Raw genomic sequence first — 25990 nt, forward strand, 5'->3', positions numbered from 1 at the left:
CCACTCAACGGATAGGTCCAATCTCACCACTTTCAAAGTCCTTGATCACCCCTTCCGAAATCCATTTCGCCAAGGCTTGGCGATTATCGGGTTCCAAAATTCTTTTCTGGTCTTTCCCATTCCTGATATTCCCAATTTCGATAAAGGTCATGGCCGGATGCGTTTTTTTAACAAGGTATAATGAAGTTCGATCTTGAAACGTACCCGTATACGTGCGATTGGGTTGGTATTTTTTGTATTTCGCTTTGAAGGTATTATGAATACTTTCAGCCAGTTTCTTTCCATTCTTGCTTTTCGCATGGTGATAGAAAAAAACATCGATATTCTGCCCCTTGCTACGGCTATCTACATGGGTTACTATAAGGCGCTGAAATTGGCCACTATGCTTTTTATGCAGTTCATTGACGATATCTACCCGTTGTTTTAAACGTGCGGTTTGGTTTAACGGAATTACCTTGTCAGGAAAAGCCACCTCATCCCGATCCATTTTTAAAATCCGCTCATCACGGATGCCATCATCCTTATCTTGGATTATAACATAGACCGTAGCACCATGGGCCAATAGCTCGCGTGCCAACCTAAGGGTAAGGTCATAGGCATATTCATCTTCGGAAATAGGGGTTCCCCCATATGTGGTCATCGCACCGGGATCGGGACCCCCATGCCCTGAGATCAAATAATAGACCGCATCCTTTAGAAGGGTGTTTTTAATGACCACCTCCGAATAAGCCTCCCCGAACAATGGATATGAAACACTTGGCTCCAATATTGGCGCTTTTTCTTTTGCCTTATTCGCGTTGGAAACTGAATCCGGGGTCGGCAATAAATATGTTCTTCCCTCGTATAGATGAACACTATCCCGAAGGTTTTCTGAATTCAAAGCTATAAAATCGTCATAAGTACCATAAGGGTCTATACCTTGTTTCCTTAACAAGGAATACACCCCATCCCCTTTTTCGGCCGTTACTGAAATATAAGCATCCTGCCCGCTGGCAACCACTACCACGAACGAAAATACAACAACTACTATATTCTTAATTTTCACTTGTCCCTTTTTACTAATTGTCAATAAACTCGGTATTGGTATAATCCGATAAGATTCCGTTGGTAATCAGGTTGGTCATATCCTTATTGCTTGTATCCACTTTCAGGGTCTTATGGGCCCCATCCGATTTTGAATCCATATCAATATAGGTAATAGGGGGCAGAATATTCTTGGCAAAAGTGATATTCTCGAAATCGGTGAATACCTCGGAATAATCATCCAAAGGCTCGTGGTTGACGACATTTTTGCCCAAACCTATTAAAATATTGTGTGCAAACCGTTCACCCTCCACACTTTCCCTATAATGGTACACCGTCACCTCTGCCTGTGTCCCCGCCTTTACATTCCCATTATCGATGATCATCAGTCTTTGATAATGCCCATGATGTTTCAAATATTTCCTATTCACGATACTTGCAAAATCCAAGAGCCCCAAGGAATCCTTCGCTTTACGTTCCAAAAGATATACCCTTGAACCGCTTTGGAGCAAATTCCTGGCCATTCCCATGGCAACCCCCTCCTTTTGTGCTTTATTATGTTCAATCAAATAGTATACCGTATTCTTAAGGGTACTGTCCTTTCGCTTCAATGAGGCCAGTTCCCCTTTAAAGATAGGTCGTTCGGCACCATCACCGATTGAAATGGACACTCCCATTTTTTTTAAGGAATCAGGGGCGTCCGGGAGTAGATACGTTTCCCCAACAACCAAACGGCTCCCATTTTTTAGTTTGTCCCCATTGAGTTCAAGGAATGGTTCATAATATTTTGAAATATCCATGCCCTCTTTTCTTAGGATCGACAAAATCCCGTCACCGTATTCCGCTACAACGGTTTCATAGGTTGGTTGGGAAAAGAGCGTTGTAAAAAAAAGTAGGGAAAAGACCGTTGCTATAAAATATTTCGTAATACTCACGTGGAAAAGGATTTACGCAAAGTTTAACAAAAAAATTCCTAAATACAAATACCATTAGGAGGTTTCCCATTAAATTGTTGATCCATCCAATACGCATCCGGTCTTTACCACTCAAAACCTTACCGCTATACCAATCCACTGACCGGATCATATTAAAGGCACCTATTGTTCCAGACTGATTTTTGGCCCAAAAGCATGGGGTATTTCAATAGTTCCTATAATAATCACTGATAACGAATTGTGCCGGCTTGTTTTGGGGCGTAAACCTATTGTCATTACCGCCACCAGCCCTATCATGGTTAATAAACCATTTCCAGACATACCCGCCGGCAAACCAATCTTCTCCCCAAAATTCTTCAAAAATGGCCTTTTTTGCATTCACTTGTCCGTCCAGGTTTACGTTTTCTTCATTACGATCTACCAACCATGGCTTCTTCGCCGTATAATCCATACTTCGATAGCCATACTCCGTAAACAAAATGGGCCTGTCCAATAGGAGTGAAAAGTCCATCATCCTATTCTTATGGGTTTTCCAACCTGCTTTTAATTGAGTAACCGATGGGGTTCGTTCTTCTGACAAAGGAAAATAGGCATCGATACCGATATAATCGAGATCGGCCCAAAAGGTTGTCTTAGGATATTCGTCCCAATTGGCCGCATAGGTCAACTTCCCGTGATACAGTTTCCTTATTTTATGTATCAATGCTTTCCAATACCCGGGCCTGTTTTCCACGAAGGATTCCAGTTCGGTCCCAACACAGAAAATTTCGGCATCGGTGTCCTCTGCCAATGCCGCGTATGCCAGAATGAATTTTTCATAGGACTTTTCCAGCCGCTCCCAATCTTCCTCGGATTGCATTTGCAGGGTTCCGGTAAATACACCCCTCCAGATCCAAATTTGAGGTTTGAGCATTACCTTGACCCCATTTTTATGCAACACTTCAATGTATTGTTTGGCCCCACTTTTCGTTTCCCCGAACCATTGTCGTTCGGTATCGAAAATAATATCGGGCGAATTCATTTCCCGAATAAACCCAAAGGGCATTACCGCGGCATGGTTGGCATATATCTTCAAAATCTCATCAACATGCTTTTGACCTACCCGTTCACGGGAGGCCACAAAACTGACCCCATTTATTTTATCATACATCTGCCTTGCACAGGAAAACTGTAGAAAACAGAGAACCAATACCCCCAATCGCCTCATATATCGATGAATTTAAAACTTAAATGTAGTATAATATAACCATCATTTAAAATTAAGAAAGGTTTAACACCCTAATTTAAAGACCACTTTAACACCTATAAACCTTTACATGTCAGCTTTTTACGTAAATTATAATGACTATTTAAAGTTTCCGCCCAAGATAGTGGGTTAAGTTCCTTTATTTAAAAACGACATAAATTTGGACAATCAACAATAATCAAATGCAACATATTGTAATAATAGGCAATGGTATCTCCGGGGTTACCGCTGCAAGGCATATCAGAAAACTTTCCGATAAACAGATTACCATCATCTCCGCCGAAACAGATTACTTTTTTTCACGTACCGCCCTTATGTACGTATATATGGGCCATATGAAGTTCGAGCACACCCAGCCTTACGAACACTGGTTTTGGAAAAAAAACAGGATTGCCCTATTGAAAGCCTATGTGGAAAGCATCGACCATCGGAAAAAAACATTACGGCTAAAAGACGGAAAATTCATTACCTATGACAAATTGATTATTGCAACGGGATCCAAACCCAATAAATTCGGTTGGCCAGGCCAGGATCTCAAGGGGGTACAAGGTTTATATTCCAAGCAGGATTTGGACTGCCTTGAAGCATATGCCCCAAACAATAAGATCTGTAACAGGGCGGTAATCGTTGGGGGCGGATTGATTGGCATTGAACTGGCGGAAATGCTTCGCTCCAGGAATATTCCCGTTACTTTTTTAGTCCGTGAAGACAGCTTTTGGAATGGGGTCTTACCGAAGGGTGAATCGCAAATGATCAATGAACATATATTGGAACACCATATTGATTTACGCCTTTCGACCAATTTGACGGAAATACTCCCCGATGAAACCGGAAGGGTCAAGGCCATAAAAACAGACAAAGGGGAAACCATCGCATGTAACGTTGTCGGGCTTACGGCCGGCGTTACCCCCAATGTTGATTTTCTAAAGGATAGCGGTATTGAAGTCGGTCGGGGGGTAAAGGTCAATCGATTGCTGGAAACCAACATCGAGGATATCTATGCCATCGGCGATTGCGCCGAACAACAGGATCCCATAGGCAACCGGCGCCCCATAGAAGCGGTCTGGTATACCGGACGAATGATGGGGGAGACCGTGGCACAGACCATCTGTGGCCATAATACCGAATACAAACCGGGCCATTGGTTCAATTCGGCCAAATTCCTGGAGGTAGAGTACCAAACCTATGGGTGGGTATTCAGTGAGATAACGAAAAAAGATTCTGAAAAACACTTTCACTGGCGACATCCCAAAGAAAAAATATGTATTACCGTTGCCTATGATTCCCACACCAAGAGGTTCTTGGGCATCAACACCTTCGGAATACGTATGCGCCATGAAATTTTCGATCGTTGGCTTACCGAAGAACGAACGGTGGAATACGTTATGGAATATTTAAAGGATGCCAACTTCGACCCCGAATTCTACACCCAATACGAACATGATATCGTCTTGAAATTCAATTCTGAAATGGGAACGTCAATAGCACCAAAAAAGAAAAGTTGGAAACGAATTTTTAAAACTGCCTAAGACCGAATGAAAACAATACAGCACATAGGCCTGATCATATTTTTGATGGGGCTGGCATTTTTTATCGCTTTGCCGGTTACAGGCACCTTTAACCTCTCCTCAAAACAGTTTGATGATTTTGTCGACCAGAACGGAATCAAAAGTGAACGCTTCATTAACGATATTGAACAAAATGTCGTGGACCGCTCATTTAACGGCATGCTATCCTTTGCCCCTAAAGTTACCAGTGCCCTGGAAAAGGCCAACGCCCACCATCGAAAGAACAAAGAATACAAAAAAGTCATTTATACCAAACCCCACGACATGGCTGCAGTACTTGGAAAGAAGGCCGGAAGCGGTTTTAGGGTCGAAAATAAGGGCTTGATGTGGTTCCTGACTTTTGGCCTGGGGATATTGGGCGCACTGATGTTCATTCTTCCCAATGTGACCCTTTTGGGCAAGAAAGGAATAAAGAACAATGGTATCTACCACCAAAATGCCACTAATAGGGGATGGATCGCCTGGATGGTCTTTGTCTTTCTCGTCTCCTTTTACCTTATCCTGTATTTTCGTCCGGAATATGCCGTGAACTGGACCTATTTGGTAGATCCGATAAGTGAATGGCTAAGTGGGAATCTTGCCGGACATTGGTTTGTATATGGCTTCATGTATTGCACGGTAATGGTCGTCATGGCCGTTCGCATGTATATAAAGTACCGACATAATATGTACCAAATGGTGAGAACGACTTCGGTGTTGTTCTTCCAAATCGTATTTGCCTTTTTGATTCCTGAAATCATGGTCCGCCTTCAAATGCCCTATTATGATTTCAAAAATGCCTTTCCCCTGGATTATGATTTCTTTTTCCAATGGAATATAAGATCATTGGTGAATAGTGGCGGAATAGGCCTGTTCATCCTGGTATGGGGAATCGTGCTCACCGTCGTCGTAGTGCCGGTTATGGTCTATTTCTTTGGAAAACGCTGGTACTGCTCATGGGTATGTGGTTGCGGTGGATTGGCCGAAACGTTGGGCGACCCTTATAGGCAACATTCGAGCAAGTCGCTTTTTTCCTGGAAGGTCGAACGCTGGTTGGTTCATGGCGTCCTACTTTTTGTCCTCATCATGACAGGGATGACGCTATATAGCTTCTTTAGTGGATCGAGTGCCATTTTGGGCATTAAAACACAGGATGTACAAAACACCTACAGCCTAATGATCGGAGCGGTATTCGCAGGTGTTATCGGAACCGGTTTTTACCCTATTTTCGGAAATAGGGTCTGGTGCCGTTTCGGCTGTCCGCTCGCAGCTTATCTCGGTTTTGTCCAACGGTTTAAATCAAGGTTCAGGATCACCACCAACGGGGGACAATGCATATCATGCGGTAACTGTTCTACCTATTGTGAACAAGGGATCGACGTCAGGGCCTATGCCCAGAAAGGGGAAAACATAATCCGATCCAGTTGTGTAGGTTGTGGCGTTTGTTCCGCAGTTTGTCCACGAGGCGTATTGAAATTGGAAAATGGCCCGGAACAAGGCCGGATAAACCCCACACAAGTGCTATTGGGCAATGACCCAGATCTGATGGACCTGGTCAATAAACAATAGTCATGCTATCGGATGCCAAACTCCATCCCATTGATTTTCGTTTTTCAAAAAAGGTCTTTGGATATTTAAGGGAAGTCAAAATCCAAAAGCCTTTCGTTAGCTTGAAAGCTATTCGGTCCTACGAAATCCTTTGATGGGAGCATCAAAATTGCGCTACCGGCATTATTAATTCAATAAAAGTAAAAAGTATTGGTATTTTTACGGCCCGATCCGCATTCGACCAAATGAAGGTGATGTATATAAGACAGCTGTAAACCGGGTGTTTATTTATCGACACTATCACCAACACCTTTATATAACGAAAGTGGTTACCGTATAAAATAAAAATCAAAAATTGATCTCTAAATTAGAATATCAACGTGGAATCAACATCAAGGAATGGTTTGGTTTTATCGATTTTATAAGAGAAAACAAACTATCCCTCCCAAAATAATGACCAAAATAAAAGTTATTATTCCCGCCTATAACGAGGCGGATTCCATTGCCCAAGTCATACAGGAAATCCCTGAAATCGTTTCGGAAACCATTGTGGTCAACAACAATTCGTCGGACCACACCGCTCAAGAGGCCCAAAAAGCGGGTGCAACGGTATTGACCGAAACAAAAATGGGCTATGGTTATGCCTGTCTTTGCGGCATGCAATATATCGCCGAAAGATCCGACAAACCCGATATTATCGTATTTATCGATGGTGATTACTCCGATTTTCCGGAAGAATTGACTAAATTGGTCCAACCGATCATTGAAAGGAATATTGATTTTGTCGTTGGGGCCAGAAACAAAGAATTAAGGGAACCGGGCAGTATGACACCCCAACAGATTTTCGGTAATTGGCTTGCGACCACCTTGATGAAATTGTTCTTCAGGGCAACATATACAGACCTTGGACCGTTTAGGGCTATAAAGTACGAACGATTATTGGCTTTACAGATGGAGGACAAAACCTATGGCTGGACCGTCGAAATGCAGTTAAAGGTTTTAAAACAAAAAATGACATATATCGAAGTACCAGTACATTACAAAAAAAGAATCGGGATATCAAAAGTGTCGGGTACCGTAAAAGGTAGTATATTTGCTGGCATAAAAATTCTTGGTTGGATTTTTAAATACAGCATCAAGTAATATGGGTCTTATAATATCTTATATAATTATCGCCATTTACAGCATAGCGCTGTTATTGATTTTCTTCTACAGTTTGGCACAATTGAATCTATTGGTCAATTACCTAAGCTATAAGCGGCAAAACCAGACCGCCCCAAAATTCAACCTTTTAGACCCAAAGGAAATTCCGTTGGTCACCATACAACTTCCCGTCTACAATGAGGAATATGTCATGGAACGGTTATTGGATAATATCGCAAAAATCGAATATCCAAAAAGCAAACTCGAAATACAGGTTTTGGATGATTCTACCGACAACTCGGTAAATATCACCTCAAAACGGATCCAAGAACTTCAGGAAGAAGGGATAAACATACAACACATCCGACGGGAAAACAGGGAAGGATACAAGGCAGGGGCCTTAAAGGAAGGCCTGGAAATCGCCAAAGGGGATTTCATCGCCATATTTGATGCCGATTTTCTTCCGGATCCCGATTGGTTAAAGAAAACGGTCATCTATTTCAAGGATGAGGAAATCGGGGTGGTACAGACACGATGGGGACATATCAACCGCGATTATTCCACCTTAACAAGAATCCAGGCATTTGCTTTGGATGCGCATTTTACCTTGGAACAAGTAGGTAGAAATGCAAAAGGGCATTTTATCAATTTCAATGGTACCGCAGGTATTTGGCGAAAAAAATGCATTTTGGATGCCGGAAACTGGGAAGGCGATACCTTGACCGAAGACCTTGACCTAAGCTATAGGGCCCAGTTGAAAAATTGGAAGTTCAAATATTTGGAAGATGTCGAAACCCCGGCCGAATTACCCGTTGTGATCAGTGCCGCACGTTCCCAGCAGTTCCGTTGGAACAAAGGAGGAGCGGAAAACTTCAGGAAATCAGTAATGAAGGTCCTTACGGCAAAGAACATATCCTTTAAGACCAAATTTCATGGGGTCATGCATTTACTCAACAGTTCCATGTTCCTTTGCGTGTTCTTGGTTTCCCTGTTAAGTATCCCCGCCATGTATATCAAGGCATTGTACCCTCAATTGGATTGGGCATTCGACGTATTAAGCTTTTTTGTACTTAGTACGATTATTCTCTTTATCTGTTATTGGTTCACCTATAAAAGTATCCAGGGCAGCAGTTTCGACAATTTTGTCGATTACATTAAACTGTTCTTTACTTTTTTCTCGGTAGCCCTTGGGTTTTCGTTACACAACTCCATTGCCGTATTGGAAGGCCATATGGGCAAAAGAAGTGAGTTCGTAAGAACCCCCAAATTCAACTTGAGCAATCTTTCCGATAGTTGGAAAGGAAATAAGTACCTGACCAAAAAACTATCCCCGAACATGATATTGGAATTTGCCCTGATGGTTTATTTCCTCTTTGGGATGTACAGTGCAGTCCCCTTAAATGATTTTGGACTTTTCCCTTTCCATTTTATGCTATTTTCCGGATTTGGTTTCGTCTTCTATAAATCGCTAACGGCCCGGGCTTAAGCCCATAACCTTGCAATCATTCCAACATAAGGGGACGCCTTTGAATTGTTACGCTTTTTTTTCGGTTATTTGCAGTAGAATAAATTAAAACCAACAATGACCTTCCCTATTGTAACCTATTGGAAACTACATAAGATTCCGATACTTATAGTGATCTTGAGCCTTGTTTTTTATTATACATTTGCCTACCACTTAGACCGTACCGATTTTATAAAACTGATAACCTTATTCGGGGCGCTTTTCTTCTTTTGCTATAAGATCATCCAATTTGAAAAATGGAATTTCAAGTTTTTGTTGGCCGTAGGCTTACTTTTTCGACTGATGTTCCTTTGTGCCATACCGAACCTATCCCAAGATTTTTATCGCTTTATTTGGGACGGGGAATTGGTTGGGAATTTCATAAATCCCTATCTACATGTCCCGGATACATTGATAACCGACCAAGATCTGGTCATTTCCAATGCCCAGGTACTTTATCAAGGCATGGGTGAATTAAGTGCAAAACACTTTAGCAATTACCCCCCTTTGAAGCAATTCATTTTTGGCCTATGTGCCTATTTGGGAGGGCAAAGTATCTTGGGGCCGATCATGGCAATGCGGTCCGTAATGATCCTCTCCGATTTGGGAATCCTTTATTTTGGCAGGAAATTACTTAAAAACCTGAATCTTTCACCACACCTGATATTTTGGTATTTCCTCAACCCATTGGTCATAGTCGAACTTACGGGAAACCTTCATTTTGAAGGCGTCATGCTTTGTTTTTTCATTACTTCCCTTTACCTGCTATCGCTCAATAAATGGAAGTTGGCCGCCATCCTCTACGCCCTTTCCATTTCAATAAAACTCATCCCCTTAATGTTCCTGCCCCTATTCCTAAAGTATCTGGGGATTAAGAAAAGCTTACTTTTCTATACCGTGATCCTGGTTACCACATTACTATTGACAGCCCCGTTTTTAACTGCCGTATCCATTGACAATTATTCCCAAACGGTGGCACTTTGGTTCTCGAACTTTGAATTCAATGCCGGCCTTTACAATGTCATAAAGGAAATAGCGGTACGATTCGATTCCAAACCTTGGGAATTGATCAAAACCTATGGAAAGATAGTCCCTTACGTAATAATACTCCTGGTACTCCTGATTACATTCCTTCGAAATAATGGGAAATTGCCGAAATTGATCTCCTCGATGTTATGGATCCTTACCGCCTATTATCTTTTGGCGACGACCATACACCCATGGTATATCGTTTTCTTGGCAATATTATCGATCTTTACCAACTATAGGTTCCCCTTAGTATGGTCCTTGGCAGCGATTTTAAGTTATTATGCGTATTCCCAAACGGATTTCAAGGAACATATGGGCCTTCTTGCCATTGAATATATTTTGGTATATGGATTTTTAATTTTCGAAATATTCAGTCAACATGGGAAAAAGCTGCTTTTTCTAAAAAAGTAAATCCAAGATATGGCTGTTTCGATTTAATTCGTACTTTTACACCATAATGAAGAACGAACTACATACTTTCACGATTATTTGGACCTCTACTCCAAATCGTTCTTTTACACCTGTACGTCGCCGCCCGTAAGGGGTGTGTACTATTATGGAAATAGGTGAGTCCATTTCCGCAAAATCTTCGAAAAAATCTTTTTTAAATCATTTAAATACTATTAGTAACAATGGAAATTGTTATTGCTAACGAATCCCATTTCAAATACGCAGAGATCATTTGTGAGACCATTGCCGAATCAGCAAAGGTACGAGGAACGGGTATTGCCAAAAGAACTCCGGAATACATAAAGCAAAGACTGGCAAATGGAAATGCGGTCATCGCTTTGGATGATGGTAAATTCGTGGGATTTTGCTACATAGAGGTTTGGGGGCATGAGAAATATGTTGCCAACTCCGGACTTATCGTACACCCTGATTATCGAAACTTAGGAATGGCAAAAAAAATCAAAAAAGCCGTTTTTGACCTTTCTGTCAAAAAGTTTCCTGATGCCAAGATTTTCGGGATCACAACAGGATTGGCCGTAATGAAAATAAATTACGAGTTGGGCTACCAACCGGTAACATTTTCAGAACTGACCGACGACCCCCAATTCTGGAAAGGTTGCCAAACCTGTAAAAATTTCGATATCCTTACCCGTACCGATCAAAAAATGTGCCTATGTACCGGCATGCTATACGACCCAGCCAAAAAACAAGCTGCCAAGGAACAGAAAGAGGATAAATTGAACAGTAAGGCTTTTAAAAGATTAAAGAGCATTAAAGAACATTTGTTCTTAAAAAAGAAACAGAAAAAATAGTCTCCGTTAACAGGAATATAAAATCATCAATAATGAAAAAACTAGTTTTAGCATATAGTGGGGGGCTCGACACCTCTTACTGTGCAAAGTATTTGTCAAAAGATCAAGGATTCGAAGTACATGCGGTTAGCGTAAATACGGGCGGTTTCTCAAAAGAAGAGATTGCAACCATAAAATCAAAGGCTCTGGAATTGGGGGCAACTTCCTATATTTCAATCGATGCCGTCAAAACCTTTTACGATAAGGTTGTCAAGTATCTGATTTTCGGCAATGTCCTAAAAAACAACACCTATCCGTTATCCGTGAGTGCCGAACGGATCGTTCAGGCCATAGAAATCGTCAACTACGCAAAAAGCATAGGCGCCGAATATATTGCCCATGGCAGTACCGGGGCTGGTAACGACCAGGTCCGTTTCGATATGATCTTTCAAATCATAGCTCCCGAAATCGAGATCATAACCCCGATCAGGGACAACAAACTCTCTAGGGAATATGAAATTGAATATTTGCAGAAAAACGGGGTCGACTACCCTTGGGCAAAAGCCAAGTATTCCATCAATAAAGGGCTATGGGGAACTTCCGTTGGGGGCGATGAAACCCTTTCCTCCAATTTACCTTTACCGGATAGTGCCTATCCCAGTCAATTGCAAGAGAAAGAACCTTCTGAGGTAACCTTGACCTTTGAGAAAGGGGAATTGGTAGCCATTGATGGGGAAAAAGACCATCCTGTTGCGAATATCGAGAAGTTGGAAGCCATGGCTTCGAAATATGCCATTGGCAGGGACATTCACGTAGGCGATACCATTATAGGAATAAAAGGAAGGGTCGGTTTTGAAGCAGCTGCGGCATTGATCATAATAAAAGCGCACCATTTATTGGAAAAACACACCTTAAGTAAATGGCAGCAGTTCCAAAAAGAACAATTGGGTAATTTCTATGGCATGCTTTTGCACGAAGGCAATTATCTCGACGAGGTAATGCGGAATATCGAGGCATTCCTGACCGATACACAAAAGAACGTTACGGGCGATGTTTTCGTAAGCTTGTATCCGTTCCAATTTAGATTGAACGGAATTTCATCCGAACACGATTTGATGAATGCTTCTTTCGGAAGTTACGGGGAGATCCATAAAGGTTGGACAGCGGATGACGCCAAAGGGTTCATCAAGATCCTTTCCAACCCAGGAAAAATATACAACCATGTAAACCACAACAATGATTAAAGCAGGTATTATCGGTGGGTCTGGTTACACAGGGGGCGAATTGATCCGAATTCTCCTGAACCACCCAAAGGTCGAAATAGATTTCGTTTACAGTACCACGAGGGCAGGTAAAGCCATTGCGGCTGCCCATCCCGATCTATTGGGGTTGACCGATTTACGGTTTACCGGCTCGGTAAACTTGGAGGTAGATGTGGTTTTTCTTTGCTTGGGACATGGCAATTCGACCAAATTCCTGAATGCGCACGATTTCTCGTCAAATACGAAGATCATTGACCTTAGTAATGACTTCAGGTTGCATAAAGATTCGGTATACGATGGTAAGGATTTTGTTTACGGCCTTCCCGAATTACAGAAAGAAAACATTAGGAATGCGCAATATATAGCGAACCCCGGATGTTTTGCGACGGCCATAGAATTGGCGCTTTTGCCTTTGGCGAAAGCCCAATTGTTAAATGCACAAATACATGTAAATGCCGTAACCGGGAGTACGGGCGCAGGTATCAGTCCGTCCGCAACCACCCATTTTAGTTGGCGCAACGGCAATGTTTCTTGGTACAAACCCTTTACCCATCAACATTTGGGAGAGATCAACGAAAGTGTAAGATCATTGCAGGAAAACACGGGGGAAATAATGTTCCTTCCCATGCGAGGCAATTTTACCCGGGGTATTTTAGCTACGGCCTACACCCCTTTTGAAGGTACTGTGGAGGACGCCGTACAATTGTACCAAGAATTTTATGCAGAGGCCCACTTTACCCAAATTGCCATGGAACCCATTGACCTGAAGCAGGTAGTAAACACCAATCAGTGCCATATCCACCTGCACAAACACAATGATGTGCTTTTGATTACCTCTGCCATAGACAACTTGTTGAAAGGAGCTTCGGGACAAGCCGTTCAGAACATGAACCTGATCTTTGGCTATGCGGAAAGTGAAGGATTGCAATTGAAAGCAGGGGTTTTTTAATGATCGTTGTAGGGTAGAGCAACGTCGAGACCAGTTTTGAAACCGTAAACCAGGATTAAAGGAATTCCCGCTTAGTGGGGGTTTAGATTAAAGATAATATTCATGAAAATAGCCATAATAGGAGCCGGTAATTTGGGATTGTCCATTGCCAAGGGAATCTTGAAAAGTGATGGTGCCACTAAAATGTACCTTACCAAAAGAAATATTTCGGACATTGAACATTTTGAAAAATACGGAATTGTCAAGGTTACAACCGATAACCGGGAGGCCGTCAAAAATTCCGATATACTGATTTTTGCCGTTCAGCCCTTACATATCGCAAAATTATTGGAGGGACTCAAAGACCTCCTTACCGAAAAACATGTGATCATTTCGACCATTACGGGCTATAGTATTGAAAAAATGGAAAATATAATCGGCAAAGACCACCATATCATACGCAGTATGCCCAATACCGCTATTTCTGTCGGCAAATCCATGACCTGTATTTGTGCCAACGAAAAAGGAAAGAAACGAATTGAATTGGCCAAGGCCATTTTTAACCGAATGGGGCATTCCATGGAAATTCCCGAAGTACAGATGCAAGCAGCTACCGTTATCTGTGCCAGTGGAATCGCCTTTTGGATGCGATTGATCAGGGCCACGACACAAGGGGCCATACAACTTGGTTTCGATGCCAAGGAAGCCCAGGAATTGGCCATGCATACCTGTGATGGCGCTGCCGGATTATTGATCGCATCGGGAAACCACCCCGAGGAGGAAATCGACAAGGTGACCACCCCTATGGGCTGTACCATTCAAGGGTTGAACGAAATGGAACACCATGGACTCAGTTCTTCCCTGATCCAAGGTATCGTAGCTTCCTTTGATAAAATCAGTGAATTTAAAAAAGAGAACCAATGAAATTATTTGATGTTTACCCCCTATATGACGTAACCCCCGTTTCGGCCAAAGGCATTGTGGTAACCGATGACAAAGGTCAGGAATACATGGATTTTTATGGTGGCCATGCCGTAATTTCCATAGGGCATTCACATCCACATTATGTAAAAAGGTTAAAGGATCAATTGGATAAAATCGGATTTTACAGCAATGCGGTCCAGAATCCATTACAAGAAGAATTGGCTACCAAACTCGGTGAGCTTTCACAATGTGGGGACTATAACCTTTTCCTATGTAATTCTGGGGCCGAGGCAAACGAAAACGCCTTGAAATTGGCTTCTTTCCAAACGGGTAAATCCAGGGTCATTGCCTTTAAGAACAGTTTTCATGGCAGAACCTCAGCGGCAGTCGCGACCACCGATAACGAAAAAATAAACGCCCCCATCAACAAACAGCAAAAAGTAACCTTTTTGCCTTTCAATGACAGCGATGCATTTGAAAAGGAAATCAAAAAAGGGGATGTATGTGCGGTTATCCTGGAGGCCATTCAAGGAGTGGGTGGTTTGGACGAACCTTCAACGGAGTTTTATCGAAACATTGCAAAACAGTGCAAAGAGCACAATGTCATTCTCATTGCGGACGAAGTTCAGTCGGGTTTTGGGCGAAGCGGAAAATTCTTTGCTTTTCAACACCATGACATCCAACCCGATATCATCACCATAGCTAAAGGCATGGGCAACGGTTTTCCGGTAGGGGGAGTATTGATCCACGAGGACATTGAAGCTTCTTACGGCTTACTCGGTACCACTTTTGGGGGAAATCACCTGGCTTGTGCCGCTTCATTGGCCGTACTCGAGGTTATGGAAAAAGAACATCTTATGGCCAACGCCCATCACCTTGGTGAGTATTTCAAACAGAAAGCCAAGGAAATACCCCAGGTAAAACGTACCAAGGGGAAAGGGTTAATGCTGGGTCTGGAATTTGATTTTGAGGTTGCCGAACTCCGTAAAAAATTAATTTATGGGCAACACCTGTTCACCGGGGGGGCAAAAGACAAATATATATTGCGGATTTTACCCGCCTTAAATATCACGAAGGCAGAAATGGATCTGTTTTTCGATAAATTAAAAGTGGCTTTATCATGAGTTTATTATTGAACATCGAACAACGTAATGCCGTCCTGAATTCAATGATAAAATGGCTCGAAAAGGAAAAGGAAACCCTTTTGAAGGCCAATACAAAGGATATGGACGGCTATAAGGGTGATGACCTTGCCATGTACGACCGCCTAAAGGTCGATGACAACAAGATCGAGGGAATGGTTCGTTCCCTCCAAGAACTTGAACAACAAGAGGACCCGTTGAATAAAGAACGGTTTCATTTTGAACATGGGAATGGCATGTCGGTCAGTAATAGAACCGCGCCTTTCGGGACCGTGTTGATCATTTACGAATCCCGCCCCGACGTAACCATAGAGGCTGCGGGAATCGCATTCAAATCGGGCAATAAAATAGTATTGAAGGGTGGAAAGGAATCCTTGAACAGCAATTTGGTCCTGGTAGACCTTTGGCACAAAGCATTGCAGGAAAACCAGATATCCACATCATGGGTGACCTATTTGCAATATGACCGTTCCGAAACCCAAGCATTTTTGGAAAACCCTACCCAGAAATTGGATTTGATCGTACCCAGAGGTGGGGAAAAACTGATTGCCTTTGTTAAGCAACATGCTACCTGCCCGGTAATCGTCAGCGGAAGGGGAAATAACTTTGTCTTTGTTGATGTCGATGCCGACCAAGATATGGCCATCGATATCATTATCAATGCAAAGACGACCAAGATATCGGCATGCAATGCTTTGGATAAGGTATTGATCCACGAACAATTGCCCAACAAATCGGTATTTTTGGATACATTGACCAAAAAGCTATTGGAAAGCAAGGTGACGATTTGGGTCGATGGGCATTTAAATGGTCTTGCGAACACTTCCTTGATTGCCAATGAGGCGATTTGGTATGAAGAATTTCTGGATTACAAGATCCTTTTGGGGGAGGTCAAAGACCTAAAAGAGGCCATGGTTAAGATCAATAAATACGGTGGTGGACACTCCGCGGCCATCATTACCAAAAATGACAGTTCCGCAACGGAGTTCATGAATGGTGTTGACACTGCGGCCGTATACCACAATGCATCAACCCGGTTTACCGATGGTGGTCAATTCGGACTTGGAGGGGAACTCGCCATTAGCACGGATAAATTACACCAAAGAGGCCCTATCGGATTGCAACATTTGGTAACCAACAAATGGTATATCAAAGGAAATGGACAGGTAAGGTAACACTGGCGTACCGGTTTTTTTGACGTCGGACAGATTGAAGGAAAAAGGAAATGGACAAAAAAAGAATATTACTGAAAATAGGCAGCAATACCTTGACCAAGGAAACCAATCAGATTTCCCGAGGGAAGATAGAGGACATTGCAAGGCAAATAGATGCCCTAAAGGATGAATACGAATTCATTATCGTAAGTTCCGGTGCGATTGCCGCAGCCAAGCAATTTGTGAAACTGGAACACAATGGGGAGGAAATAAAGGTAAAACAAGCCTTGGCAGCAATTGGCCAACCCCATCTAATGCGTATTTTTCAAGAGAATTTTCGAGAGTTGGGACTTTTCACTTCCCAATGTCTCCTATCCTATTCCGATTTTGAAAATCCAGATGCCAAGGCCAATATCAAAAACACCATCAATGTGTTGGTCGCGAATAATTTTATTCCGATCATCAATGAGAATGACACTGTTGCCACTGATGAGATCCAGTTTGGGGACAATGATAAATTAGCGGCGTTGACGGCAGCACTCTTAAAGGTCGATTTACTAATGATCGCCACGAATACCGACGGCGTCTACACCAAAGAATCCCTCAAAAATGAGACTCCCGAAACCATTGCTATGGTATCGGGAACACAAAGCTTGCTCAAGGAAATAAGTAATTCCAAATCATCCCATGGTACCGGTGGCATGCAATCCAAAATTGAGGCGGCTTCCATTGCCCAAAAAGCAGGAATTGCAACATGGATCGTAAACGGATTAAAGGACAATTTCATTACTGACGCCTTAATGGACCTTAGTAAGCACACCAAAATAAATTAATATTAAGATGAAAAATTACCTTTCCATAGCTGATATCGATTCATTACAAAAATGGACCGACGAGGCCCGTTCATTAAAAAAGAATCCGGTAGCAAACAAAACGTTGGGAAAAAACAAGACCATTGGCCTTCTTTTCTTCAACAATAGCCTTAGGACACGATTGAGCACACAAAAAGCCGCCATGAATTTGGGGATGGAGGTCATGGTCATGAATTTCGGGAACGAAGGTTGGGCCCTGGAATATGGCGACGGCACCATTATGGACCAAGGTACCTCCGAACATATCAAGGAAGCGGCCCAAGTAGTTTCCCAATATTGTGATATCATAGCCATTAGGGCCTTTGCCTTACTAAAAGATAAAGTCAAGGATGAAGCCGAAGAAGTATTGAACGGTTTCCGAAAATATGCCACCGTACCCATCGTGAATATGGAGAGTTCATTGGGGCATCCGCTACAGGCCTTGGCCGATGCGATCACCTTGGCAGAAAACAATACCAAAGTTAGGCCAAAAGTGGTTCTATCCTGGGCTCCCCACCCCAAGGCACTTCCCCATGCCGTTGCCAATTCATTTGTACAAATGATGCAGTTGCAAGATGCCGATTTTGTGATCACACACCCCAAAGGGTATGAATTGGACCCTACTATCACCAAAGATGCCACCATAGAGTATGACCAGGACAAAGCGTTTGAAAATGCCGATTTTGTTTATGCAAAGAACTGGAGTAACTACTCAGATTATGGCAAGGTCCTGAACCAGGATAAAAGTTGGATGATCACCAAGGATAAATTGGGGGATGCCAAATTCATGCACTGCCTACCTGTGCGTAGAAATGTCATCGTTGAGGACAGTGTACTCGACAGCAAGCAATCTTTGGTCATAGAAGAAGCCAATAACAGAACCTATGCAGCGCAGTTGGTACTTAAAAAAATCCTTGAAGATCTGGAATGAAACAAAAATTATCCATAGTTAAGATCGGTGGCAATGTCATTGAAAACCAAGCCGAGTTGGAACGGTTTTTACTCAATTTCTCGAAATTGGAAGGGTTAAAGATATTGGTACACGGTGGTGGAAAATTGGCCACAAAATTAGCCTCACAATTGGGGATCGAATCCCAAATGTCGAATGGCAGACGTATTACCGATGCCAAAAGCCTTGAAGTCATCACCATGGTCTATGGCGGACTTGCCAATAAGAATATCGTCGCCAAATTGCAGGCCTTGGGCACCAATGCCCTTGGACTCAGTGGGGCAGACGGAAACAGTATAAAAGCACATAAACGACCCGTAAAGGATATCGATTTCGGCTTCGTCGGGGATATAGACGGAATAGCATCCGACTTTTTGAACACCGTGCTCAATGCTGGTATCACCCCTGTTTTTTGTGCTATTTCACACGATGGAAAAGGGCAACTTTTAAACACGAATGCCGATACCATAGCCTCCGAAATTGCCATTGGGATGAGCCCAATCTTTGAAACTACCCTGTATTACTGTTTTGAGAAAAAAGGGGTATTGAAAAATGTGGAAGATGAAGATTCGGTAATCCAACATATCAACACGGCAACATATTCCGACCTAATACAGGAAAAGATCATAGCGGATGGAATGCTTCCCAAAATGGAGAATTGCTTTCATGCACTGCATAACCATGTAGGCAAAGTCTGTATCGGTGATATTTCAATGCTTCAACCCGAATCAAATACCTTTACAACGATAACCTTATGAAAATAGATCAGGAAAAGCTAACCGAAAAGGCCATTGAGCTATTACAAAAACTGATTTCCATCCAGTCCTTTTCCGGGGAAGAACACCAAACGGCCGAAGCCATTGAAAATTGGTTCAAGACCTTCGACATTCCGTTCGATCGGGAAAACAACAATGTAATCGCGAAGAACAAATACTGGGACGATACCAAACCCACCTTATTGTTAAACTCCCATCACGATACCGTATTACCCAACCAAGCCTATACACGAGATCCCTATGACCCCCAAATCATAGATGGCAAACTGTATGGATTGGGCAGTAATGATGCCGGTGGCGCCTTGGTTTCCTTGATCGCAACGTTCACCCACTTTTATGCTTCTCAAGATTTAAGCCACAACCTCCTGATCGCCGCTACGGCAGAGGAAGAAAACGCAGGTCCGAATAGCCTCCGTGGATTGCTTCCCAGTTTACCCAAAATTGATGTGGCCATTGTCGGCGAACCGACCCTTATGAACTTGGCCATTGCCGAAAAAGGATTGGTTGTCTTTGATGCCGTTGTAAAAGGCACTCCTTCACATGCCGCCCACCCGAACGATGATAATTCGATCTACAAAGCCATCAAGGTTTTGGATTGGTTCAAGAACTACAGGTTCGAAAAGGTTTCGGAAGCCCTGGGCGAAGTAAAGCTTACGGTAACCCAGATCAATGCCGGAAGCCAACACAATGTGGTACCCGCCCATACTGATCTGGTTATCGATGTTAGGGTAAATGACCATTACAGCAATAAGGAAATAGCCGATATATTGAAGGCGGAGGCTCCTTGTGAGTTACAGGAACGATCGCTACGGTTAAATTCGTCTTCCATAGACATCAACCATCCGTTGGTGCAATCCGGAATAAAACTGGGCCGTGGGACATACGGTTCGCCCACGCTATCGGACCAGGCGGCGCTTACGTGCCAATCGATGAAATTAGGACCTGGCGATAGTACCCGTTCCCATTCCGCAGATGAGTATATTTACGTCAATGAAATCGAAGAAGGCATTGATATTTACATCAAATTATTAAAGGGATTTTTACAATAAACAATAATGAATTAACAATTGGCAATTGATAATTGTCTATTGTTAATTGTTAACTGAAAACAAATGAAACTCTGGGACAAAGGATTTAGTACAGACAAAAAAATAGACCATTTTACCGTGGGCAATGATCGCGAATTGGATCTGCTCTTGGCAAAATATGATGTTATTGCTTCCAAGGCACATGCCAAAATGTTGGGAAAAATCGGTTTGTTGACCGATGGGGAAACCTCCGCTTTGGTCAACGAATTGGATGCCATTGCCGATACCATTGAAAAAGGTTCGTTTACCATAGAGGATTCCTTTGAGGATATGCATTCTAAAATCGAGTTCGTACTTACCGAAAAATTGGGGGATACCGGCAAAAAAATACATACCGCAAGATCCCGTAACGACCAAGTGTTGGTAGCCATGCACCTGTATCTAAAAAATGAGTTACAGGAGATAAAAAGCGAAACGGGCCTCTTGTTCGATTTATTGATGGATCTTGCCGAAGAACACAAAGCAGTTATGTTGCCCGGGTACACCCATTTGCAAATAGCCATGCCTTCTTCATTCGGGCTTTGGTTCTCGGCCTATGCCGAAAGCCTTATCGATGACCTTTATTTTATTGAGGCCGCCTACAAAGTAGCCGATCAAAATCCATTGGGAAGTGCCGCAGGATATGGCAGTTCCTTTCCTATTGACCGTTCCTTTACTACAAAGGAAATGGGTTTTGAAACGATGAAGTACAATGTTGTTGCCGCTCAAATGGGAAGGGGAAAAGTGGAAAAGGCCACAGCTTTCGGAATGAGCAGTATTGCCGCAACCCTTTCAAAAATGGCCATGGACATCTGCCTATACATGAGCCAGAATTTCGATTTCATCTCCTTCCCCGATGAATTGACCACCGGTAGCAGCATCATGCCCCATAAAAAGAATCCGGACGTTTTTGAATTGGTGCGTGCCAAATGCAATAAACTACAGGCAGTACCCAACCAATTGATCTTGATCACCAACAATCTGCCCAGTGGGTACCACCGTGACCTACAATTGGTAAAAGAAGTGATCGTACCGGCCATTCAGGATTTAAAGGCTTGTTTGGAAATCCTGACCTTCAGTCTAAAAGAAATAAGGGTCAATAAAAATATTCTTGACGACCCTAAATACGATTACCTATTCAGTGTGGACACCTTGAATGAATTGGTGCAGAACGGAATGCCTTTCCGGGATGCGTACAAAAAAATGGGCATGGAAATCAACGAAGGCACCTTTACCCCAAAAAGGGATATTGAACACTCGCATGAAGGCAGTTTAGGAAATTTATGTTTGGATAAAATTCGTGGCAAGATGAAAAAATCCTTTTAAATTTACCCAGACCTTCCACATTTAACCAAGATCAAATGAAATTGTATTTCCCATATCTTAAAAGATATACCTGCTTGGCAACCTGTTTATTGTTTGCCATCGTCGAAATGGCAGCCCAGGACCTGTACCCCAAAAACGAAGCCGTAGATGTTCAAGATTATATTTTCAACCTTACCTTGAACGATGAAAACAACGTTATTATAGGGGAGGCCCAAATCAATGTTGCTTTTAAGGATAAGGTCGATACACTCGTTTTAGACCTTATTGGCAAGTCGCAAAAGTACGGTATGGAAATCACCACGGTCTTAGAAGGCGATAAAGTGGCCAATTACTCCTTCAGTAAAAACAAAATCCATATTCTTCCCTCCGAATCCAAAGAAAACACCCGAACCTTCAAGGTTTTTTACGAAGGTATTCCGGAGCGGGGACTCGTAATATCAACCACCAAATTTGGGCAACGATCTTTTTTTGGGGACAATTGGCCCAATTTAGCCCGACATTGGTTGCCATCCGTAGACCACCCTTATGATAAAGCGACCATTGAATTCCGGATTACCGCCCCAGAGGATTATGATGTAGTCGCAACGGGAGAAAAATTAGAGGAAAGTAACTTGGGCAATGGTTTTAAGCTGACCACTTACAAAGAGCCCGCACCGGTAGCCATGAAGGTAGTAACGATCGGGGTGACCAAATTTGCGAGCAAATTATTGGATGTGGTCCATGGTATTCCCGTAACGGCTTGGGTCTATCCGGAAAACCGCCTTGAAGGATTTTCGGATTATAATGTTGCCTCGAAAGTCTTGGATTATTTTATAGAAAATATTGGCCCGTATTCCTATGCCAAATTGGCAAACATGCAGGCAAAAACGCAATGGGGCGGACTCGAAAATGCGGGTACCATAGCCTATTTTGAGAACTCGGTCACCGGTAAAAATACCGTTGAAGCCTTGATAGCCCATGAAATTGCCCACCAGTGGTTCGGAAATTCGGCTACCGAAGCCAGTTGGAACCATGTATGGTTGAGTGAGGGCTTCGCCACCTATTTTTCGATTTTATATTTGGAGCATGTTTATGGGGATGAAAAAAGAAAAGATGAATTGGCCCTGGATAGAAAACAAATCATCGATTACTACAAACAAAATCCGTCCCCGATCGTCGACCTTACCATTAAAGATCCGATGCGCGTATTGAGTATCAACAGCTATCAAAAAGGGGGTTGGGTATTGAATATGCTTCGCCATAAACTTGGGGATGATCTCTTTTGGAAAGGCATACGGCACTATTATGGAACCTTCCGAAATTCGAATGCGCTGACCGATGATTTCCGGAAAGCGATGGAAGAGGTTTCAGGCGAGCAACTCGAACCTTTTTTCCAACAATGGTTATTCACCAAGGGCCACCCCGAAATAAAATGGGATTGGAGCTATGAAAAAGGCAAAGTACGAATCGACCTGGAACAAATACAAAAACACCATCCATTCGACTTCCCATTGGAAATCGGCATTGTTCAGGATGATGAGCTGAAAATCATGAAGGTAACCGTGAACAAAAAGTCGGAAGTCTTCGAGTTCGCTTTGGAAGCACGCCCCGACAATATTGTCCTCGACCCAAATTACTGGCTTTTGTTCGAGGAGAAAATCTAACGGATCATCCCAAGATTAATGACCTCTTGCTCGGTCAAATACCTCCAGTGTCCCCTAGGAAGATCTTTTTTGGTGAGTCCGGCATAAGCAACCCGATCTATTTTGACGACTTCATATTCCAAGTGCTCAAAAATACGTTCAACGATCTTGTTTTTTGAACTAAAGATCTCTACCCCGACTTCCCGTTTTGGGGCATCATCGATAAAACTGATGTCCTGCACACGAACGGGTTTTTCGTCGATTACGACGCCTTCCTGGATTTTCTTCAAATCCGCACTTCGAAGATCGCGGTTCAATACCACATGATAGATTTTTCGAAGTCCGTTTTTAGGGCTTTTCAATCGTTTGGTCAAATCCCCATCGTTGGTGAACAATAGAAGTCCGGTTGCTTCCTTACCCATTTTATCCACGGGCAACAATGTTGCCTTGGATGCATTGGATATGAGGCCATTGACATTTCGTTTTCCCTTATCATCACGTATGGTGGTCGAAAAATCCTTAGGCTTGTTCAACAATACATATTCTTTCTTTTCCGGATTAAGTACGCGTCCGTCAAACTTAACGACATCGGTTTTCTTAACCTTATACCCCATTTCGGTAATGGGCTTGCCGTTTACGGTAATATTGCCCGCTGCGATATAAATATCGGCATCACGTCGTGAACACACCCCCGAATTGGCCACATATTTATTTAAACGGATTAAATTAGGGTCTGAAGGTTTTTGGGGTTCGGTACGTTTCTTTATCGGAGCATTGCCACGGGCATAACTCTTCTTTCTGTATGTACCGCCCTGACGCCCTGATGCCTTTTTGTCTTTGTTTGAATCTGACCTTCCCATTATCTTCTAATTTTTCGCAAAGGTAATGAATTCAACAAGGATTGATTAAATAATATCAATCTTCAAAATCAAGTGTGGATTGCCTTTCCCTATTGATCGTAAGTTTCGTAACATCGGGCCTGGCATAATGCCCTGCAGGGTCAAAATTCTGACGTTCTTCGTACACCCTGTTGAAATCCAACCACTGGTAAAGGAGCCCTTCTTTATCAAGTACCGGCTCCATTAGCCATTCCCCATCAGGGCCAGCTATGCAGGAACCGCCGTTCGCAAGTACTTCAGGAGCATTTTCAAGGATTTTATCCAGATGTGGCGTACCGATCGGAAAATCTGTTTTTTTCATTAAAGAAGAAACCGATATAACATAACTTCTTGATTCCCGCGCAATGAAACGTGTAATGTCTTTGGTATTATAAGCGCTTCCGGGCCAAACCGCTATATGTAGATTCTCTCCCTGACCGTATAATGCAGCTCTTGGTAAGGGCATCCAGTTTTCCCAACAATTGAGTCCGCCAACCGTAAATTGCTTCAAGGAATGCACTTGCAATCCGTTGCCATCCCCTGGGGCCCAGGTCAATCTTTCGTCATAAGTAGGCTGTAATTTCCTATGCACCGATTTTATAAGTCCGTTTTGATCAATATATACCAAAGAACAGTAAATACTGTGACCGCCCCTATCCTGAGGTCTTTCGATCACTCCCAAATAAATGGCGATTCGGTGCTCCTTTGCCAATTTACGAATGTTGTCCAATTCCCCGGATTCAATTTGCACCGCATTCCTAACATAATGGGCATGTAATTCTTTGTTGATTTTCGTATCCCAAGCCGCCCCATCGGTCAAAGCCAACCAAAAAGGATAACCCGGTAATAAGGCCTCACCGAATACCACCAATTCAGCTTTCTCTTTGGCCGCTGCCAAAACGGATGCTTCGATTTTTTTTAAGGTCCCCGACTTATCCAGCCATACCGGTGCAATTTGTGCAAGGGCCACTTTCAACAGATTTTCCATTATAAAATTCGGTTCAATACAAGATCGATATCGATCAAAAGAATACTGAAAACCCCTAAAACTATGATGAGTTTTATGATATTATGTAACCAAACATAGTGAAACTTTGTTTTTGATTTCCATAAAAGGACCAGAAAAATGATAAGTAATAGGATACAGAGCATAAAATAGTAGTGCATATGCCCCACATCGAAATTAAGGATAAGCAATAGGGAGGGAATAAGCGTCATTACGATCAATATGGAAATGCCGACCTTGGAGACCCTTTCCCCGTATAATATGGGTATGGTCTTATAATTCTGGGCCAGATCACCTGCAATATTCTCAAGATCCTTTATCATCTCACGTCCCAATATCAACAGGAACAAAAACAAGGCATGTACGAAAATCACCGTATCGAAATTCCTATAATACACAAAAACCACAAAGAATGGCGCAATGGCCAAAGTGGCCGAAATGAAATTGCCCAAGAAAGGGATCTTTTTCAATTTATGGGAATACAACCAAATACCGAAAATATACGCTGAAAAGAACAAAACGGCCCGGAAGGAAACATAACTCGCAAAAAACACGGAGAGCAAATTCAAGGTAAAATAGGCCGAAAGTTTAAATCGTTGGCTTACCAAACGATCCAACATACTCTTCCCTGGTTTATTGATCAGGTCTTTTTCCGCATCGTAGAAACTATTGATGATATACCCGCCAGCGATGACCAAGGCCGAAGAAAGTACGATGCAAAAAAGGTTAAGATCCAAAACGACCCTACGCAACGGCAAGTCGGGTGACAAAATATAAATCGAGGCCAAATACTGGGCCAAGACGATCATTAGGATATTATAACCCCGGACAATGGAAAACAGGCTCAATAACTTTAGTAGTAAGAGCTTGTTCTTTCTGCTAAGCATTT

Annotated in this window: 23 protein-coding genes; 17 read left to right on the forward strand and 6 right to left on the reverse strand. The window is 42.7% G+C overall.

What is annotated here, in order from left to right; genetic code table 11:
* Positions 1 to 4 precede the first annotated feature (4 nt).
* The 3 genes from PHU20_RS13685 to PHU20_RS13695 all read right to left on the reverse strand — a co-directional run bounded on the left by PHU20_RS13685 (position 5) and on the right by PHU20_RS13695 (position 3165).
* The gene (locus tag PHU20_RS13685) at positions 5 to 1045 is read right to left on the reverse strand and encodes an N-acetylmuramoyl-L-alanine amidase family protein (protein ID WP_274825951.1); all 1041 of its coding nucleotides are present in this window, start codon (positions 1043 to 1045) and stop codon (positions 5 to 7) included.
* A gap of 13 nt (positions 1046 to 1058) precedes the next feature.
* Positions 1059 to 1958, reverse strand: coding sequence for a hypothetical protein (locus PHU20_RS13690; RefSeq protein ID WP_274825952.1), 900 nt, complete (start codon positions 1956 to 1958; stop codon positions 1059 to 1061).
* Between the two features lie 205 nt (positions 1959 to 2163).
* The gene (locus tag PHU20_RS13695; protein WP_274825953.1) at positions 2164 to 3165 is read right to left on the reverse strand and encodes a glycoside hydrolase family 113; all 1002 of its coding nucleotides are present in this window, start codon (positions 3163 to 3165) and stop codon (positions 2164 to 2166) included.
* Between the two features lie 221 nt (positions 3166 to 3386).
* Here PHU20_RS13695 and PHU20_RS13700 point away from each other — a divergent pair, with 221 nt between their 5' ends.
* From PHU20_RS13700 to PHU20_RS13780, 17 genes are all read left to right on the forward strand, one after another.
* Positions 3387 to 4733, forward strand: coding sequence for an NAD(P)/FAD-dependent oxidoreductase (locus PHU20_RS13700; RefSeq protein ID WP_274825954.1), 1347 nt, complete (start codon positions 3387 to 3389; stop codon positions 4731 to 4733).
* A gap of 6 nt (positions 4734 to 4739) precedes the next feature.
* The gene (locus PHU20_RS13705; RefSeq protein ID WP_274825955.1) at positions 4740 to 6320 is read left to right on the forward strand and encodes a 4Fe-4S binding protein; all 1581 of its coding nucleotides are present in this window, start codon (positions 4740 to 4742) and stop codon (positions 6318 to 6320) included.
* A gap of 432 nt (positions 6321 to 6752) precedes the next feature.
* A complete protein-coding gene (locus tag PHU20_RS13710; protein ID WP_274825956.1) occupies positions 6753 to 7442 on the forward strand; it encodes a glycosyltransferase family 2 protein in 690 nt (229 codons plus the stop codon).
* Position 7443: 1 nt separating this feature from the next.
* A complete protein-coding gene (locus PHU20_RS13715) occupies positions 7444 to 8928 on the forward strand; it encodes a cellulose synthase family protein (RefSeq protein ID WP_274825957.1) in 1485 nt (494 codons plus the stop codon).
* A 96-nt stretch (positions 8929 to 9024) separates the two neighbouring features.
* Positions 9025 to 10386: an MptA/MptB family glycosyltransferase gene (locus PHU20_RS13720; protein ID WP_274825958.1), complete on the forward strand. Its 1362-nt coding sequence runs from the start codon at positions 9025 to 9027 to the stop codon at positions 10384 to 10386.
* A 221-nt stretch (positions 10387 to 10607) separates the two neighbouring features.
* A complete protein-coding gene (locus PHU20_RS13725) occupies positions 10608 to 11237 on the forward strand; it encodes a GNAT family N-acetyltransferase (RefSeq protein ID WP_274825959.1) in 630 nt (209 codons plus the stop codon).
* 32 nt (positions 11238 to 11269) lie between these two features.
* On the forward strand, positions 11270 to 12460 hold the full coding sequence (gene argG / locus PHU20_RS13730) for an argininosuccinate synthase (protein WP_274825960.1): 1191 nt from the start codon (positions 11270 to 11272) through the stop codon (positions 12458 to 12460).
* Entirely contained in the window at positions 12453 to 13427 is a 975-nt protein-coding gene (argC, locus tag PHU20_RS13735; RefSeq protein WP_274825961.1) for an N-acetyl-gamma-glutamyl-phosphate reductase, read from the forward strand. Before argG ends, argC begins: the two co-directional genes overlap by 8 nt.
* A gap of 102 nt (positions 13428 to 13529) precedes the next feature.
* Positions 13530 to 14330, forward strand: a complete 801-nt coding sequence (gene proC / locus PHU20_RS13740; RefSeq protein WP_274825962.1) for a pyrroline-5-carboxylate reductase — start codon at positions 13530 to 13532, stop codon at positions 14328 to 14330.
* Entirely contained in the window at positions 14327 to 15454 is a 1128-nt protein-coding gene (locus tag PHU20_RS13745) for an aspartate aminotransferase family protein (protein WP_274825963.1), read from the forward strand. The genes proC and PHU20_RS13745 overlap by 4 nt, the downstream gene beginning before the upstream one ends.
* Positions 15451 to 16647, forward strand: coding sequence for a glutamate-5-semialdehyde dehydrogenase (locus tag PHU20_RS13750; protein ID WP_274825964.1), 1197 nt, complete (start codon positions 15451 to 15453; stop codon positions 16645 to 16647). Before PHU20_RS13745 ends, PHU20_RS13750 begins: the two co-directional genes overlap by 4 nt.
* A 50-nt stretch (positions 16648 to 16697) precedes the next feature.
* Positions 16698 to 17459: a glutamate 5-kinase gene (gene proB / locus PHU20_RS13755; protein ID WP_274825965.1), complete on the forward strand. Its 762-nt coding sequence runs from the start codon at positions 16698 to 16700 to the stop codon at positions 17457 to 17459.
* 7 nt (positions 17460 to 17466) lie between these two features.
* Positions 17467 to 18408 carry an N-acetylornithine carbamoyltransferase gene (locus PHU20_RS13760; protein WP_274825966.1) on the forward strand — a complete coding sequence of 314 codons (942 nt, stop codon included), beginning with the start codon at positions 17467 to 17469 and terminating at the stop codon, positions 18406 to 18408.
* Positions 18405 to 19184 (forward strand): acetylglutamate kinase, encoded by a 780-nt coding sequence (argB, locus tag PHU20_RS13765; RefSeq protein ID WP_274825967.1) that lies wholly within the window; start codon positions 18405 to 18407, stop codon positions 19182 to 19184. The genes PHU20_RS13760 and argB overlap by 4 nt, the downstream gene beginning before the upstream one ends.
* Positions 19181 to 20251: a M20 family metallo-hydrolase gene (locus PHU20_RS13770; protein ID WP_274825968.1), complete on the forward strand. Its 1071-nt coding sequence runs from the start codon at positions 19181 to 19183 to the stop codon at positions 20249 to 20251. The genes argB and PHU20_RS13770 overlap by 4 nt, the downstream gene beginning before the upstream one ends.
* Before the next feature lie 63 nt (positions 20252 to 20314).
* The gene (gene argH / locus PHU20_RS13775; RefSeq protein ID WP_274825969.1) at positions 20315 to 21595 is read left to right on the forward strand and encodes an argininosuccinate lyase; all 1281 of its coding nucleotides are present in this window, start codon (positions 20315 to 20317) and stop codon (positions 21593 to 21595) included.
* Between the two features lie 35 nt (positions 21596 to 21630).
* The gene (locus PHU20_RS13780; RefSeq protein WP_274825970.1) at positions 21631 to 23238 is read left to right on the forward strand and encodes a M1 family metallopeptidase; all 1608 of its coding nucleotides are present in this window, start codon (positions 21631 to 21633) and stop codon (positions 23236 to 23238) included.
* Here the strand turns inward: PHU20_RS13780 and PHU20_RS13785 are convergent.
* The 3 genes from PHU20_RS13785 to PHU20_RS13795 are packed head-to-tail and all read right to left on the reverse strand — an operon-like array spanning position 23235 to position 25988.
* Positions 23235 to 24077 carry a pseudouridine synthase gene (locus PHU20_RS13785; RefSeq protein ID WP_274825971.1) on the reverse strand — a complete coding sequence of 281 codons (843 nt, stop codon included), beginning with the start codon at positions 24075 to 24077 and terminating at the stop codon, positions 23235 to 23237. The two genes, PHU20_RS13780 and PHU20_RS13785, sit on opposite strands and share 4 nt — an antisense overlap.
* 55 nt (positions 24078 to 24132) lie before the next feature.
* Positions 24133 to 25083: a carbon-nitrogen hydrolase family protein gene (locus tag PHU20_RS13790; RefSeq protein ID WP_274825972.1), complete on the reverse strand. Its 951-nt coding sequence runs from the start codon at positions 25081 to 25083 to the stop codon at positions 24133 to 24135.
* Positions 25083 to 25988 carry a geranylgeranylglycerol-phosphate geranylgeranyltransferase gene (locus PHU20_RS13795; protein WP_274825973.1) on the reverse strand — a complete coding sequence of 302 codons (906 nt, stop codon included), beginning with the start codon at positions 25986 to 25988 and terminating at the stop codon, positions 25083 to 25085. The genes PHU20_RS13790 and PHU20_RS13795 overlap by 1 nt, the downstream gene beginning before the upstream one ends.
* Positions 25989 to 25990: the final 2 nt, after the last annotated feature.

The organism is Maribacter polysaccharolyticus (assembly GCF_028882255.1).
In the GTDB taxonomy this organism is placed as follows: domain Bacteria; phylum Bacteroidota; class Bacteroidia; order Flavobacteriales; family Flavobacteriaceae; genus Maribacter_A; species Maribacter_A polysaccharolyticus.

Coding starts and splice junctions, on each gene's coding strand:
- argB (WP_274825967.1), top strand. CDS start 18,405: ATGAAACAAAAATTATCCATAGTTAAGATCGGTGGCAATGTCATTGAA.
- argG (WP_274825960.1), top strand. CDS start 11,270: ATGAAAAAACTAGTTTTAGCATATAGTGGGGGGCTCGACACCTCTTAC.
- PHU20_RS13705 (WP_274825955.1), top strand. CDS start 4,740: ATGAAAACAATACAGCACATAGGCCTGATCATATTTTTGATGGGGCTG.
- PHU20_RS13725 (WP_274825959.1), top strand. CDS start 10,608: ATGGAAATTGTTATTGCTAACGAATCCCATTTCAAATACGCAGAGATC.
- PHU20_RS13790 (WP_274825972.1), bottom strand. CDS start 25,083: ATGGAAAATCTGTTGAAAGTGGCCCTTGCACAAATTGCACCGGTATGG.
- PHU20_RS13745 (WP_274825963.1), top strand. CDS start 14,327: ATGAAATTATTTGATGTTTACCCCCTATATGACGTAACCCCCGTTTCG.
- PHU20_RS13795 (WP_274825973.1), bottom strand. CDS start 25,988: ATGCTTAGCAGAAAGAACAAGCTCTTACTACTAAAGTTATTGAGCCTG.
- PHU20_RS13710 (WP_274825956.1), top strand. CDS start 6,753: ATGACCAAAATAAAAGTTATTATTCCCGCCTATAACGAGGCGGATTCC.
- PHU20_RS13695 (WP_274825953.1), bottom strand. CDS start 3,165: ATGAGGCGATTGGGGGTATTGGTTCTCTGTTTTCTACAGTTTTCCTGT.
- proB (WP_274825965.1), top strand. CDS start 16,698: ATGGACAAAAAAAGAATATTACTGAAAATAGGCAGCAATACCTTGACC.
- PHU20_RS13770 (WP_274825968.1), top strand. CDS start 19,181: ATGAAAATAGATCAGGAAAAGCTAACCGAAAAGGCCATTGAGCTATTA.
- PHU20_RS13750 (WP_274825964.1), top strand. CDS start 15,451: ATGAGTTTATTATTGAACATCGAACAACGTAATGCCGTCCTGAATTCA.
- PHU20_RS13785 (WP_274825971.1), bottom strand. CDS start 24,077: ATGGGAAGGTCAGATTCAAACAAAGACAAAAAGGCATCAGGGCGTCAG.
- PHU20_RS13700 (WP_274825954.1), top strand. CDS start 3,387: ATGCAACATATTGTAATAATAGGCAATGGTATCTCCGGGGTTACCGCT.
- PHU20_RS13720 (WP_274825958.1), top strand. CDS start 9,025: ATGACCTTCCCTATTGTAACCTATTGGAAACTACATAAGATTCCGATA.
- PHU20_RS13760 (WP_274825966.1), top strand. CDS start 17,467: ATGAAAAATTACCTTTCCATAGCTGATATCGATTCATTACAAAAATGG.
- proC (WP_274825962.1), top strand. CDS start 13,530: ATGAAAATAGCCATAATAGGAGCCGGTAATTTGGGATTGTCCATTGCC.
- PHU20_RS13715 (WP_274825957.1), top strand. CDS start 7,444: ATGGGTCTTATAATATCTTATATAATTATCGCCATTTACAGCATAGCG.
- argH (WP_274825969.1), top strand. CDS start 20,315: ATGAAACTCTGGGACAAAGGATTTAGTACAGACAAAAAAATAGACCAT.
- PHU20_RS13780 (WP_274825970.1), top strand. CDS start 21,631: ATGAAATTGTATTTCCCATATCTTAAAAGATATACCTGCTTGGCAACC.
- argC (WP_274825961.1), top strand. CDS start 12,453: ATGATTAAAGCAGGTATTATCGGTGGGTCTGGTTACACAGGGGGCGAA.